The following is a 14896-nucleotide window of genomic DNA, read 5'->3' on the forward strand; positions in this document are numbered from 1 at the left end:
TCAATCCCCTTCCGGCAAGTGCTCATAGGAGCGTGTGCATTTTCGCAACTGCTGACGAATCCGCGTCAAAGTAATATAAATCGCATTGACACTGCGATTAAAACGCTGCGCTAATGAATCTGAACTCTCCTTATCGCGATAAGACGCCATCAACAAATCAAATGAGCTCTCATTTAATTTCGTTAAGCAATGCTTCAGCGCACGACTCTGTCTTTCACGGCGACGCACAAAATTTTCATCAATGCATTGACTGAGTCTTTGCTCAACTAATTGCAAGAGGTCTTCATCCTCAAAAAAGGACTCCTTCTTGCGCGAGCGAATGATATTGAGGCATTTGAAACGTACGATGCCTTTGACCCAAGGAAAAACCGATTTCGATTGATCGAATTCATCCGCCTTGTGATTCACGGTAATCATCGCTTCTTGCACCGCATCTTGCGCCAAATCCCAATCGCGCAAGATACTATAGGCGTAAGCCGTCAAAGTATTATGTTGACGAAAAACTTCACGTAGGAGTTCATCTCTAAAGGATTGATTCATAATTCTTGGGGTTTTTAATTTTTAATTTTTAATTTTTAATTTTTAATTTTTAATTTTTAGTTTTTAGTTTTTAGTTTTTAGTTCTTCCAACCTCCAACCTCCAACTTAAATTCCCCGATTCACCGATTCACCGATTCACCAAATCACCTCATTACCTCCAACTTCCAACTTCCAACCTCCAACTTCCGTATTTTCCTGTGTTTCATTTAAAATTAAAAATTCATCATTAACAATTATCTCTTCCTATCTCCACATACTATTAACCACAAAACTGAGAACCTTTCACATAAATCCTAAATTTTCTTAAAAAATCCTCACCCCTTAAAACTTACACACTCAGCGCGTAGCGCTTTAACTTAGGCCGCAGGCCGTATTCTCAGCGCGTAGCGCGTCCAATTAAAATTAAAAATTATCCCCCTCCTCACTTGCACTCACTGCGCTTTATGGTCATTTATAGCCACTGGCGATAAGAACTGGAAGAAATATGGACAATTGGCATACTCGACAAACTTTATTAATGAGAGCAAAAAACCCCGACGATCAAGTTGCTTGGGAGGAATTTGTTTCTTATTACAAGAATTTCCTCAAAGTCGTCATCTACAAGATCAATCCCAGCACCAGCCTCTCAGAAGACTTCCTCCAAGCGGTTTTATTAGAAATCTGGCGCAGCCTGCCCCGCTTTGAAGTCGATGCCGAGCGCGCAAAATTCCGTACTTGGCTCTCGGTGCTCGTGCGCAACACCGTACTCAATCAAATTAAAAAAGAGCAAAAACAGAACAAAATCCGCCAAGAACTCGAACCCCAAGTCGAGCCCAATCAAGCGGAACTCGATCAAATGGTTCAAAAGGAATGGGAATTACATATCTCGCGCCTCGCCCTCGAAAATATTAGCCAACGTTTCACGGGCAAAGCCATGGATGTTTTTAAACTCTCGCTTAAAGGAAACACGATTGATCAAATCTGCAACGAACTTAAGATCACTCCAGAATCTGCCTACACACTCAAAAATCGCGTCAAAAAATACCTTGTTCGCGAGATCAAACGCCTGCGCACCGAACTCGAACAATGAGCTCCGACTCCACACAAGATGAAGACGAACTTCTCCACGCTCTATTTGAGGAGAGTTTTGAAGAAGAAAGCGAAGTCTTAAAAGACAATCCCTTCTTCGATAGCTTACGTGAAGATGAAAAACGCTATAGCGATTACACTCTGATTGCTTCTGGGGGCATGAAAAACATTTTTAAAGTCTTCGATAAAAAAACGGGCCGCCACGTCGCCCTGGCACGCTTACGCGATGAAATCCCTGTGGAGATCTACGAAAATTTTCTCCTCGAAGCTCGACTCACGTCTTTACTGGAACACCCCAACATCATCTCAGTTCACGACATCGGCATCAATGCTCAGGATGAGCCCTACTTCACCATGGAACTCAAGGTCGGTGATAGCTTAAAAACCATCCTTAAATCACTACAAAATCGCCAAAGCCAATATATCGAAAAATTTAGCCTCCACGATTTGCTCAATATCTTCACCAAAATCTGCGATGCAGTCGCTTATGCTCATTCAAAGTCAGTCATCCACCTCGACCTCAAGCCAGGCAACATTCAAATTGGCGCCTATGGCGAAGTTCTTGTTTGCGATTGGGGCCTCGGAAAAGTCATTGGCAATACAGTCTTTAACAATTACGAAGACCTCATGCTCAATCCCGATTTCCTCAATGACATCACCCTCACAGGGCAGATCAAAGGCACTCTTGGCTTCATGGCTCCTGAGCAAACCAAGCCCGATGGCAACAAAAGTCCACTTTGCGACATCTATTCCTTAGGCGCAATTCTTTACTCGATTCTTGCTCACAAGCCCCCCATCGATGGCTCAAAAGAGGAAATGATTGAACGTACCCGTCAAGGCTATATCGACTCACTCAATGTAAATAGTTTCCAAGAAAAAATTCCTCACAGCCTCATTGCCGTCAGCCAAAAAGCCCTTGCACTCAATCCCCAAGATCGCTATCAATCAGTTCATGAAATCCGTCAAGAAATCGACCAATACCTCAAAGGATTCTCCACCAAAGCCGAAAATGCGGGTCTCGCAAAGGAATTCACGCTTTTTATCAAACGCCACAAGGCTCCATGCACTCTAGCTTTCTGCTTCATCTTTTTTGCCATAATCGCCACTAGCCTTTTCATCACAAACCTAAACAAAAGTATTTATAGCGAACTACAAGCACGAGAGCTCGCCGAACGTGCCAGTCAAAAAAGTCGTGAGGCCCAAGCCATTGCCGAGCGCGAAAGTACCCGCAGTCAAGAAGCACTTGCCTTAACTGAGCGCGCCAATAAGCGCAGCACAGAAGCCATGCAACTTTTTGAAATTCAAAAAGAAAAAGCCGAAAGGGTTCTTCGCTTATACGAAGCCGAAAAGAACTCCCGTAACGATTTATTGCGTGATGCCGCTAAAAAATTCATGACTCACATATACAAACTTACGGATGTCGACGTCTATCATAGCCCTGAATTTGCCCTCGATTTTGCCCTCAAAACGATTAATCGCACCGAGAGCGACCAAAAAGAAGCGATTCCAGAAATTTTCCTCAAACAAAAAGCCTATATCTTATTTATTAAACAAGACTTCCAGGGCTCCTTAGACTGCCAAGATAGCTTTGAGCAAATAAGAGCTATGGCACAGCTGTGCCTCGACCTACCCCGTAAAGATGACTTGATTCACCCCGATTTTATTGAAGAATTTTTCGAGCGTTGTTCCAAAGTCCCCTATGGTCACTTTGGTGCCCTCGCTGTCAAAATGCTCGCTTATGACGGCGCCATGCGTAAAGATGTCGTCGATCATAGCCGCTTTGTTCACGCCCTACTAAAATTCAAAAACCGCAATTGGACTAATGCCAAATTTGAATTCGATCCCACGGCTAAGCACCTCAGAGTGAGTGGAGAAAGGCTCCTCACGACGGGCGACAAAATCACTGATCCTCGCACCGGCTCCGCTTCTTCCTTTATTTCCTACTTTGATTACCTGCAACTGCAATCTCTCGACCTCAGTCAAAGTGACTTCTTTAGCCTCAATCAACAACAAGAACTGAAAATTAAAAAACTCAATATATCCAACACCCTAGTCACCAACCTAAAAGCAATCCAAGAAATGCCCCACCTGCAAGAACTCATCATCAACTACGATCAGTTCCCCACCCAATCCCTACAAAAAATCCCCTCGCATATCAAAGTTACTTATATCAAATAACAAATTTTGAATTTTGAATTTTGAATTTTGAATTTTGAATTTTGAATTTTGAATTTTGAATTTTGAATTTTGACAAAAGCTAAACCACCCTCAAGCAGAGTTAGCAATCCATACGTACAACTCATGATGTCATTAACATTATTCATTTGATCCCAGCACTCATACGATTTCATTACTTTAGTCTCTATTAATTTAAAATTAAGAATTATTCATTTGAGCGAAGCACCGACACGATCTCATTGCTTTACTCTCTATTAATTTAAAATTAAGAATTCAAAATTATTCATTTGAGCGTAGTGCCGACACGATCTCATTGCTTTACTCTCTATTAATTTAAAATTAAGAATTCAAAATTATTCATTTGAGCGCAGCGAACAACACCCCCTTAATTATTTTTCAAATGACCATTTTACTTTTTAGATCGCATTATTTTCACTCTTTCTCGCCTCACTAAGCAGAAGACAAAGTCTCGATGAACTTGCCTGCTCATCGCTTCAATCGTATATTTTAGATAGTTCTGATCGAATATTAATTGAGGATCTCTATGTCCACACCAAGTCTTAAAAAGAATTTTTCACTCGTCGAGTTACTCGCCGTTATTGCCATCATGTCAATGCTCATTGCAATCGTAGGCGTTGCCATGAAACCCAATCCCGTCAATTCAGCCGCCCGTGAACTTTCTGGCGCCATCAACAAAGCACGTTCCTATGCACTCGCCAAAAGAAAATACACCCTCGTTCACATCACCCAACAAGAAGGTAAATTTGCACAAATCGAACCGATTAAAATCTTCACTGACAATACATTAACCACTGCAGACAATACAGGTACCGTTCCGGGATCAACTGTCACATACTTAAACAAAGGCGCAAATATAACTGCGAGTAACAATAGTGAATTATATATCAGCTTCCACCCTAATGGCGGCGTCAACAATTACGGTAACGTAACCAATACTGATGTCGCATCAGCTAACCAATTCGGAAATGATACAAAATGGTTCGTAGACATACAGAAACGTGGTGATGAAGAAAATAAACTAAGACTCTACATAAATAAATTTACTGGTATGGTATCATTTTGAGGAATCGCATGATGACTAAATCAAATAAATTCACTATGGTCGAAGTGATCATAGCCCTCGGCATTTTAACTATTGCAATGTTCACACTTGTAGGTCTACTACCTGCAGGCTTACAGAATTCAGAAGATACTGAACATTCTACCTATGCACCTATTGTTGCAGATGGCTTTGGCACAATATTAACTCATTTACTCAATGGTGATGAAAGCGGGACAAACTGGGATAGCTATTGGGACACTGCTGATGTTGATATACAGTACAACACAATCCATAAAGACCTGCCTAACACTCCTGAAAACTCTTCAAAAGGTGCCTTACGGATTAACACTACTGTCACTACTGTCAAAGAGATTGATCTTGCGACAGTTTCTAGCTCTACAAACTTTGATGGCATTCACAATAATATATCTAACGACCCTTTTCTTAAGCAATTCACTCTATATGGGACAGGATCAGCCAACTATCCGGATCTTTTTGGTGGCTACTACAAAGGCCTAGCTGCAGATGGTGTTACCGAAGCCGAATATGGCATCCGAGTTTGGTACGGCGAAGTAGAACTGGAGACCACATCTGGCACGGTTGTTGCTGCGCTGGAACCCGAAGCAGGAGATGATGACATCATCTTTACCGTCGAAGTATCATGGCCACCGCAAATGGAGTACCAGCGTAGAATTGCCATGGGCAACTTTTATAAAACCACAAAAATCGTGAGTAAAAAACCATGAAAAAGTACACTCTCATTGAACTCCTCGTGGCCATGGGTATCTTTGCTTTCATGATGCTCCTACTGATGAATTTTTTTAGTATTTCTACCGATCTGTTAGGCCGTGAAAACAACCGTGCCACCAAACTTTATGAGGCGAGTATTATCTCCTCTCTTTTACAGCAAGACTTAAAAAACATCTCAGTAAACGGAACAGACAGTCCACTTGAATACCATACAGATCGTTCAGGAAAAACTTACCTCCGTTTTATAAGTGAAGGCTATGACGAAAACACCAGCGTTGATTCCACCACCCCTATACTCGTCAGCTATGTATATGATTACGCTACTAAAGAAATCTACCGTTATGTTGAAAGCGTTAGTAACTTTGTGACTGCCTACGGAGCTATCACTCTGGACGGTTCCGATAAAATAAGTAACTTCAGCAACATAGAAACGAGCAGCAATGGCGGCCTAATCTTAGAAGGAGTCGAAGCCTTTGACCTAGTTTTTTACGAATCTGGAAATTTCAAAAATTTCACCGCTTCAGTCCTTACAGTGAATTCTGACTTTAGCAATCTTCGCTACAGTAATGTCACATCATCTGGTAGCGGTCTGACAACTAAACCCGATGCATTAACCATTCAAGCTGTCTTAAACGACAAAGATGTTATAGGCATTACTGGTTTAGAAGATAAAAATCGACGCACTATAACTCAACAATTCTTAATGGGGTATAATGACTAATGAAAAAACTACTCAAAATCAAAGATAAAGATTCTGGTATTGCCATCATGTTCTCCCTCATGATGCTTGCCGTATTCCTCGTTTTAGGCATGGGTTTTTCTGCTTATATGTCTAATATCCGTAGAGCAGCTGAGTACCAAAAAGACTTTAAAGTCAACAAAGATATTGAAGATGTTTTGCTTTATCAAATTCGTTTAGCTTTAAAAGGTGGTTTTGATGTTGAAGGTGAGTATTCAGGTTCGTCTGCAGATTATTATACAGGCTCGCTCCCTGAAGGTGCCCCTTCTAGATTTTATGGCGCCTCTGTAATAAACAACGGCAGTGACAACCCAATACAAAAACCAGATACTACAACAGACATACACTACGCTATTTGGGGCATCGAAACATCCGATTCTCTTCATCAGTTAAAAGACGATGAAATACTATTTTCGATCTACGATGAACCCAATGACAATATTGATGCTACTTCATACATAGACCCAGACAACTTTACTTCGCCAAACGATGCTTCAGCTTACTTAGGCTGGCAAGAACACCAAGATGAAAACAATGAAGTTTATGCAATCTCTACATGGGCACTGATGGGCATGTCCGGCCGACTTGACCCCGCTACTGTTGACACTGATACTACTGGAGCGTCCCTAACTGCACAACGAGCTATTGGCCAAAACATATCTGAAATCAGTGTATCAAACTTTATAACCAACGGAAGTGCTCAAGCTGCCATCAGTACAAATGCAACTAGTGCTTTACCGACCTTTCAAAAAGCTCTCCGGGATGCAGACTCTGCCACATTTGATGACAGTGCCTACTTCAGCTTCTTCCCCCTAGGAAGTGATTATACAATGGAGATGCTGAATGAATCTGATGTTCTCGAACAAACAGACAAGTCACTTACTATGCATTCAACAGAGTCACCCATCACCTTATTTGATTTAAGTGAAATTTTTACTGACAACACAATAACTCCCGAAGTTATCGTAGGCAACTCTGGAAGTAAACCTATCATATTCCTTTCCGACGCAACATCTAGCGTACCTGAAACTCAACGTTTACAAATAGCTGCTAACATAATCGATTATATAGATGGTGACAACACAGCCTCTAGTGACTACCCTGGAACCAATCCACCCACTTATGTTGGAAATGAAAAAGTCCCATACATCAATGAAGTTATAGCTGAAGTCACATGTACATGGGATGATGTCGATGGGGAAGGAGATACACTCGATTTTAAAGACTACAAAATTAAGTGGTACGGAGAGCTCATAGATTTGTATGGATCTAATATTGGAGGAAGATTTAGAATCACTTATGACATCAATATTGTAAACGATAGCGATAGCACTGTAATAGAGAACTCATCAGATCAAACATTTGATTTGACCCTACCTGCATCTGCAACCCCTAATTACATTAGTGCAAATACTACACAAACAGTAAATAAGTCAGGCGCTTCATTCCAAGACATAGGAGGAAGTACGGCCACTGTCGAAATAACTATCAAATCAGTCATTTTCACTGATGCTGGAGGAACCAGTTTGTACGATTATGCGGAGATCAACAAGTCCTGGAGCTCCGCAAACGGCGATAGTGAGATTATCGCTTCAAATGGCACTCCCTTTTCAATAAGTGTAGAATGCGGTGAACCAAAAGATAATTTAAATTCCAACAACTGGGTAAGACAATCTACTGGCGGAGTATTTTCGGGTGGGGCTTATGGAACGCCCTTTACCGTCGGACAACTCAACGCAGAATATGCTGTTAACCGACTTGCCTCAAGCAACAAAGATAATGAACCGAGTGTCACTACTGATCCCCTCTCAGCTTCTACAAACTATATCAGAAATGCTCCCATAAAGAATCTTCATGAATTAGGATATATTCATCGTGGTGATAAACATCAAACACTCAACCTCATAGAGTATAAAACTGAAAGTCCTGAAAAAATAGGTAATTACACTAACGGCAATGGAGATTTACTCTATAACTCAACTAAAACATTTGAAAGCTTAAGCAACGGTGGTGACAGATCTATATTGGATTACGTTTCACTAGGCTTAGCAAGCGAAATTGCTGGCAGTTTAGAGGAAACGACTCCAAACAGAGGACGAATTAACCCAAACACCAATCATCCTGCGGTACTAAAAGCTCTATTCTCAGGTATATCTGCTGACCACCCCAGCACAAATACAGACTATGTAGGCTCTTCTGGGACAGTTATAGGTGATGGATTAATCAATTCGTTAATTTCAAATTTTCCCGGTATAAATTCAAACCGTATCGACCTACCTTATCATGGGGCAGGAGATGATTTTCCTGTCATAGGTTATTTTGACCCTTTATGGTTTAAAAATTTAAAAAACAACCCACCTAGCTATGGAGTCCCCTTTAAGCTTACAACAACATTAAATGACCGTGAAGCAGAAGTTTTAATTGGTAACACTCGTCGATTTGTAAGTGTCAATCGCAATTACTACATTGCTTCATTAGCTGTCGACTCCACATCCTCATCTGCAGATGACGGCGTACGTAATACATCTATTCCGTGCACGCAACAATATTTAGTCAGAGAACTTATTGACGACTCAAAGGACAGCTCTGACTCAACTGCAACACCGCACGACCCCAGCGATGACCGCTATCGTGTAAGAATTCTCAGGTAAAATTCTATGAAATACTTAATAATCTTTTTCTTGTCCCTCGGCACTTTAGCACAAAGCAATACAAAACTTAAATATTCCGAACAACATATTAGCGAATTAAAAGCTCTTAAATATTACAATAAAAAATATGCTGAACCTGCAAAAAAAGAAATCGCAGACTTACAAAAAGATATCGATCGTTACAAAACTGGACTAGCTAAATTAAATAAAAATAGCAAAACATATAAAACAAGATACAAAGAACTACAGAGTTTTGAACAGCAACAAAAAGCATATAAAATCCTTGTCCTATATCCAAGTCTCCACATAAAGGCCATCGAGGCCTATACACAAGAAAATTTTGCATCATACCAAAAAAATCTAAAACTCAAGTTAGCTGCAGAAAGAAAATATAAAGAATTAGCGAACAAACCGTTCCCACGTTTTATTGAAGACTTTTCTAGGTATGAAAAAGGCAAAAAGAAACGAACTGAAAGGCCCACTAAAAAACGGACGGCTTCTACTCAGTAATGCTTAGGTTATTATGTTTTTTACTATGCTTGGATGCATGGTCGCAAGGCAGCTTGACTTCAAGCTGTCTTTTTGATTTTGCGCAGGACGCAAAGGCGAAAGCACTCATTGGCCAGACTGATGATTATGTAAAGCTCCAACAAGAACTTGAACGTGCCCAACGCCTCAATAGCCAAAAACCTCAGTGCGTTAGTGATTATTTGCGTAGGGCGCAAAACTCCGTGCTCAATTTCACTCCCGAAGAAATCGCCCTGCTCAATCGTGCCTCACAAGAACTCGCCGAAACTTTCAAAGCTTATAAACTCAACTTTCCCAAGAAAATTTATTACCTGAAGACTAATGGCAATGAAGAAGGTGCCCCCTACACCCGCAAAAATTTTATTGTCTTTCCCAATTTTAGCCTCAAGAAAAATCTAGCCGATATGAGAGAATTATTGGCTCATGAACTCTTTCACATCCTCAGCCGCTACAATCCAAAACTCAGAGATCCCCTTTATAAGATCATTGGCTACCATTATTGTGGCCCCATCATTGAATCTCCTGAGCTCAAAAAAATCCGCATTACTAATCCCGACGCCCCCACCTATGAGCATTACATAAAGCTAAGCAAGAAAGACGGCCAAGAATTTCCCGCCATCCCCTTTCTCTACCTCAAGATAAAGTCCCTTAAAGAAGTCGATGATCACGTCGTCTTTCGTCACATGCAACTCGGCTTTGTCAAAATTGACCTAAAAACAAAGAAAACTATTGGCGGCATCATCCCCGTCGAAGCTATTGCTCCCTCGCTCTTCAAACAAATTGGCAATAACACCCACTACATCATTCACCCCGAAGAAACAATTTCCGACAACTTCGCCCAGGTCATGTGTGGCCTCCCGGCAAAATCCCCCCGCATTCATCAGGAACTTAAGCGAATTCTTCGCAATTTTGAATTTTGAATTTTGAATTTTGAATTTTGAATTTCACTTCTTAGATTGAAGTGTTTTTATGATAGATGTGAGAAGCTTTATAAGTTCTGTTATTTCTTTCAACAAACTTTTTACATACACATCATCTTTATCGAGATAGCGAGTTTCGATCAGTAAATCGATCCAATACTTTGATTCTCTTGCTTCTTTACTTGCAATTGAAAGCTTGGCAATAAAATCCGCCGTAGATTGCGCTGCTTGTGCCTCATTGACATTAGCCCCGATGGACGTACCAGAACGAAGCAACTGTTTAGAGAGTATAAACTCCTGTTTATCTTTCTTTAGAAAACTACTAAGCCTTACGACCCTAACTGCGAAGCTAAATGATTTATCAAGTATTTCATTCTTCTCTTTCATCATTAAAAATTAAAAATTAAGAATTTACAATTCAAAATTGCGCTACGCGTCATTTAACAACAAGCACATCAATTTTGGCATCGTGAATGATATGGCGCACTGTGCTACCCGTAATCAACTTCTCGAGTTTGTGATTAGAAGAGGAGCTCACCACTAAGAGGTCCGCCTTAATCTCTGCCGCAAAATCATTGATCTGAGCGGAGGGATCGCCAAAGCGCACATGATGAGGGTGACGTCCCACATCTATATTGAGTAAATTATAGAGGCTGCTGAATTGTAGTTCTGCTTCTTTGCGAAAGACATCATCAGTAATTTCGCTAATGCCATTATTCGTGCTCAAATAACCATCAAAATCAGAATAATTGATCACCTCGGGAAGCACGTGCACAAACTCTAGATCGGCGCCAGTCTGTTCAGCGAAAGACAAGGCTTCTGCCGCAGCTTTCTGACATGCAGTAGTAAAATCTACTGGACAGAGAATTTTTTTAGGAATGCCCGTAAAGGCTTTATCGGGGTGAATCCACACAGGGCCTTCGGCATACTTCACTAGTCGCTCGGCATGACTCTTACTCAACATATGCTTAAGACCTGAACTATGACGTCCGATAACGATGAGGGAATTGCCGATTTTTTTTGCGATATCCGCAAGTTCTTTTGCGGTATTGCCCACACTTATGAGTGGTGCTTCTATTTTATGATTGCCGTGATCGGGATAAAGACGCTGAATCTCATCACTCAATTTGATCATCACTTTATCCAAAACCTCATCCGTCGATTTGGGGTGGAATAACTTGACACTCAAGGGTTCAATGATGTGCACTGGGTAAATGAGCGCCCCAAAGAGTTCACTGAGTTTTTGTGCTTCTCGCACCGCTAAACTAAATTGTTTCTTAGATGTGACGCCAACTATAATTGTTTCAATATTTTTCATTTATATGCTCCTCATTTACCTCAATTTATTACATGGAAAATCTAAATACAAAAACCCCTTAAAGCTAAATGATTAATTATCAATGAATTACATTCTAAGACGATAAAAAATCCTGCCTCCCCAGCAGAGTTAAAGCAACATTCCTAAGGTAATATGACTCAAATATTCATCTTTTCTTAATATTCGTCCATTTCCTAGCTCAATAAATGAAGCTATAATCTAAGCTTAACTAAATATTTGTGAATTGTGTGCAAAGCACTTTTCATGCGGAGCCTGTCTAGCTTTTGCTTCGCAAAAGAATTATTGATTTTCAATGCTTAATTTAAATTTAATTAAGATGTAGAGAAAATATTATTAGACCACAGATTCAACCGATAAAACAGATTCAACTCCTATCTAACAGTGAGCACAGCGAACGATCTCTCTTCTGACAGTGCGCTTGCAAACGATCTTTCTTCTAGAATAATTCGTGGTTAAAATCTTTTGACACTCAATTAAAAATTCAACATTCACAATTAAAAATTTCTCTTCCTCTGCTTTTGACACTCAATTAAAAATTCAACATTCACAATTAAAAATTGCTCTTCCTCTGCTTTTGACCCTCAATTAAAAATTCAACATTCACAATTAAAAATTGCTCTTCCTCTGCTTTTGACCCTCAATTAAAAATTCAACATTCACAATTAAAAATTGCCCCTCTACTTATGACTAAAGAACTCATCCAAATCGCCAAAGATGCTGGCAAAAAGATCATGGAGATCTATGCCACCGATTTTGAAGTTTACTCAAAAGACGACAAGTCTCCTCTTACTGAGGCCGACAAAGCCGCAAACGAAATTATTTGTCGAGAACTAAAAAAACTTACACCACAGATCCCTATCCTATCTGAAGAAAACAAAACTATTGATTACTCAGAAAGAAAATCATGGACGCAGATGTGGGTCGTCGATCCCATTGATGGCACCAAAGAATTCATCAAAAAAAATGGTGAGTTCACCGTTAATATTGCCCTCGTAGAAAATGGCGTACCTATTGCAGGTGTTGTCTATGCCCCTGCTATTGACGATATGTACTGGGCCGATGAAACTGGAGCCTACAAAAATGGCGACAAACTCCCGCTTAGCACTAACGAGACTCCAGAGAAATCACTTACGATTGTGGCGAGCCGTTCTCACATGTCCCAAGAGACTCAAGATTATGTTGATTACTTAAAAAAGGGAACCGAATCCATTGAGCTCACTTCAGTTGGTAGTTCACTTAAACTCTGCTATGTCGCGGAAGGCAAAGCTGATCAGTACCCCCGACTTGCTCCGACTATGGAATGGGATACTGCCGCAGCCCACGCCGTTGCCCTAAAAGCTGGCAAAGAAGTCCTCAACTTTGAAACTCGTCAAAACCTACTCTACAACAAAGAAAACTTACTCAACCCCTGGTTTTTAGTTAAGTAAGTACGAAGCTTCTGAGTTCACACACAGACTGAGTGATCACTTAGCAACGCCCTAAGATCTACGCTTCTCAGCGTCAAAACACTAAACTAACAAATTATCTTTCATGAATAACTGCCTAGTCATATCAACTTCATCACTACTCGCTAAGGTACAAAATAAAGGCAAGTATAATTTCTTTGATTTTTCACTTGATGATTTAGAACAAATCATCACACATGCAAAAAGCGCTAACTTAGCGATTCTTGAACTCGACGAAGATGGCTTTAATTCTGCGCCGATGAAAAACGCCATCTTAGCCCTCAGCTTATGCCGAGTGAGCCACATCATTTTCCTCTGCAATGACTCACTCTCCAGTGATCAAATACAAAATCATCAAAACGACTTCAAAGAAAACTCCTCAAAATTGAGCTTCCATGAAAGTCATTTCATTAGTGATGACCCTCGGCAAGACAAACTTCAGAGGCTCTTAGAACAACTTCACATAAAAGCCGCTAGCAACTTCATCGATTTACGTTTTGTCGTTGATCAACAAGCTAATTCGACTATCTCTGGGCGAGTCCTCTCTGGTTCCATGCGTTTGAATGAAGAATTAATCATCCTACCCACTGAAAAGACAACGCGTATAAAAAAATTCATTAATACTGACAAAAAAGTCGCTAAAGCTGGGGACTCACTCACACTTGAATTAGAGGATGAGCTCCATATTGGCCCAGGCGACATTCTCGCTAGACCCAATAACCTACCACGTGCAGGCAATGAGCTTGATATCACCATTACTTGGCTGAGTGAGCAATCGTGGGCTGAGGGCAATCACCGCATAATTGCGCGTCACAACGGCAAAGAACTCAATGCCTTTATCGAAAAAGTTTATTACACGATCAATATCGACACGCTACACCGCAATGAGCGCAAGACTTTAGAAAATTGTGACTTTGCAAAAGTTAAACTCACGACTTCTCAAAATTTATTTTTTGATTCCTTTCGCAGCAATCGTGCCACTGGCTTCATTGAACTACTCGATCCAGTCACAAAAACTGTCTTAGCTCTTGGCACAATCAAAGGTGAGAGTCGTACTGCTGGTGCACAGGGGATTAAATCGAGCAATATTAAATATGAAGAATTTAACTTAAGCCGAGAAGATTACGAAAATCGTAACCAACACAAAGGCTGTGTCCTTTGGTTTACTGGCCTCTCTGGATCGGGAAAATCAACTGTCGCCAAAGCCGTACTTGCTCGACTTCACGAAATGGGCAAACATGTCAATTGCCTCGATGGCGATAATGTGCGCCATGGCCTCTGCTCTGACCTGGGCTTCACTGCCGATGATCGTTCGGAAAATATCCGTCGCATTGGTGAGCTCGCTAAGCTTTTCATGGAAAATGGCAATATCACTATCTGCTCCTTCATCTCCCCCTACCAGAAAGACCGCGACTTCGTGCGTTCCATCTTAGCTGATGGCCGTTTCTACGAAACTTTTATTGACTGCGATATCGAAGTCTGTAAACAACGCGACCCCAAGGGGCTTTACAAAAAAGCACTCGCTGGACAAATTAATGGTTTCACGGGCATCGACTCACCCTACGAAGCCCCTCTAGATCCAGAGCTCAGACTCAAATCCGATACTTACCCAGTTAAACAACTCGTGGACGAAGTCATCAAAAGGCTTAAAGAAGATGGGGTTATTTAGGTAATT

The 14896-nt window shown here is 40.8% G+C and carries 13 protein-coding genes; 10 read left to right on the top strand and 3 right to left on the bottom strand.

Annotated features, from left to right (window positions below; translation table 11 throughout):
* Nucleotides 1–540 (bottom strand): sigma-70 family RNA polymerase sigma factor, encoded by a 540-nt coding sequence (locus tag PQO01_RS18135; protein WP_274315601.1) that lies wholly within the window; start codon nt 538–540, stop codon nt 1–3.
* A 484-nt stretch (nt 541–1024) separates the two neighbouring features.
* Here PQO01_RS18135 and PQO01_RS18140 point away from each other — a divergent pair, with 484 nt between their 5' ends.
* From PQO01_RS18140 to PQO01_RS18175, 8 genes are all read left to right on the top strand, one after another.
* Nucleotides 1025–1609, top strand: a complete 585-nt coding sequence (locus PQO01_RS18140) for an RNA polymerase sigma factor (protein ID WP_274315602.1) — start codon at nt 1025–1027, stop codon at nt 1607–1609.
* Nucleotides 1606–3786, top strand: coding sequence for a serine/threonine protein kinase (locus PQO01_RS18145; protein ID WP_274315603.1), 2181 nt, complete (start codon nt 1606–1608; stop codon nt 3784–3786). The genes PQO01_RS18140 and PQO01_RS18145 overlap by 4 nt, the downstream gene beginning before the upstream one ends.
* Before the next feature lie 544 nt (nt 3787–4330).
* On the top strand, nt 4331–4870 hold the full coding sequence (locus PQO01_RS18150; RefSeq protein WP_274315605.1) for a GspH/FimT family pseudopilin: 540 nt from the start codon (nt 4331–4333) through the stop codon (nt 4868–4870).
* A gap of 8 nt (nt 4871–4878) precedes the next feature.
* Complete coding sequence (locus tag PQO01_RS18155; protein ID WP_274315606.1) at nt 4879–5595, top strand: hypothetical protein; 717 nt, start codon at nt 4879–4881, stop codon at nt 5593–5595.
* Nucleotides 5592–6320: a PulJ/GspJ family protein gene (locus PQO01_RS18160; protein ID WP_274315607.1), complete on the top strand. Its 729-nt coding sequence runs from the start codon at nt 5592–5594 to the stop codon at nt 6318–6320. Before PQO01_RS18155 ends, PQO01_RS18160 begins: the two co-directional genes overlap by 4 nt.
* On the top strand, nt 6320–8989 hold the full coding sequence (locus PQO01_RS18165) for a hypothetical protein (protein ID WP_274315608.1): 2670 nt from the start codon (nt 6320–6322) through the stop codon (nt 8987–8989). The genes PQO01_RS18160 and PQO01_RS18165 overlap by 1 nt, the downstream gene beginning before the upstream one ends.
* A gap of 6 nt (nt 8990–8995) precedes the next feature.
* Nucleotides 8996–9499: a hypothetical protein gene (locus PQO01_RS18170; protein WP_274315609.1), complete on the top strand. Its 504-nt coding sequence runs from the start codon at nt 8996–8998 to the stop codon at nt 9497–9499.
* Complete coding sequence (locus PQO01_RS18175; RefSeq protein WP_274315611.1) at nt 9499–10437, top strand: hypothetical protein; 939 nt, start codon at nt 9499–9501, stop codon at nt 10435–10437. The genes PQO01_RS18170 and PQO01_RS18175 overlap by 1 nt, the downstream gene beginning before the upstream one ends.
* A gap of 24 nt (nt 10438–10461) precedes the next feature.
* On the opposite strand, the gene PQO01_RS18180 is transcribed toward PQO01_RS18175, so the two are convergent.
* Entirely contained in the window at nt 10462–10824 is a 363-nt protein-coding gene (locus PQO01_RS18180) for a four helix bundle protein (protein ID WP_420792938.1), read from the bottom strand.
* Between the two features lie 49 nt (nt 10825–10873).
* Nucleotides 10874–11755: a universal stress protein gene (locus tag PQO01_RS18185; protein WP_274315613.1), complete on the bottom strand. Its 882-nt coding sequence runs from the start codon at nt 11753–11755 to the stop codon at nt 10874–10876.
* Between the two features lie 704 nt (nt 11756–12459).
* On the opposite strand from PQO01_RS18185, the gene cysQ reads away from it, so the two are divergent.
* Together cysQ and cysC are read left to right on the top strand one after the other, a co-directional pair.
* On the top strand, nt 12460–13203 hold the full coding sequence (gene cysQ / locus PQO01_RS18190) for a 3'(2'),5'-bisphosphate nucleotidase CysQ (RefSeq protein WP_274315614.1): 744 nt from the start codon (nt 12460–12462) through the stop codon (nt 13201–13203).
* Between the two features lie 103 nt (nt 13204–13306).
* Nucleotides 13307–14890 (top strand): adenylyl-sulfate kinase, encoded by a 1584-nt coding sequence (cysC, locus tag PQO01_RS18195; RefSeq protein WP_274315616.1) that lies wholly within the window; start codon nt 13307–13309, stop codon nt 14888–14890.
* Nucleotides 14891–14896: the final 6 nt, after the last annotated feature.

Origin of the sequence: Lentisphaera marina (assembly GCF_028745505.1) — a bacterium.
GTDB lineage: Bacteria > Verrucomicrobiota > Lentisphaeria > Lentisphaerales > Lentisphaeraceae > Lentisphaera > Lentisphaera marina.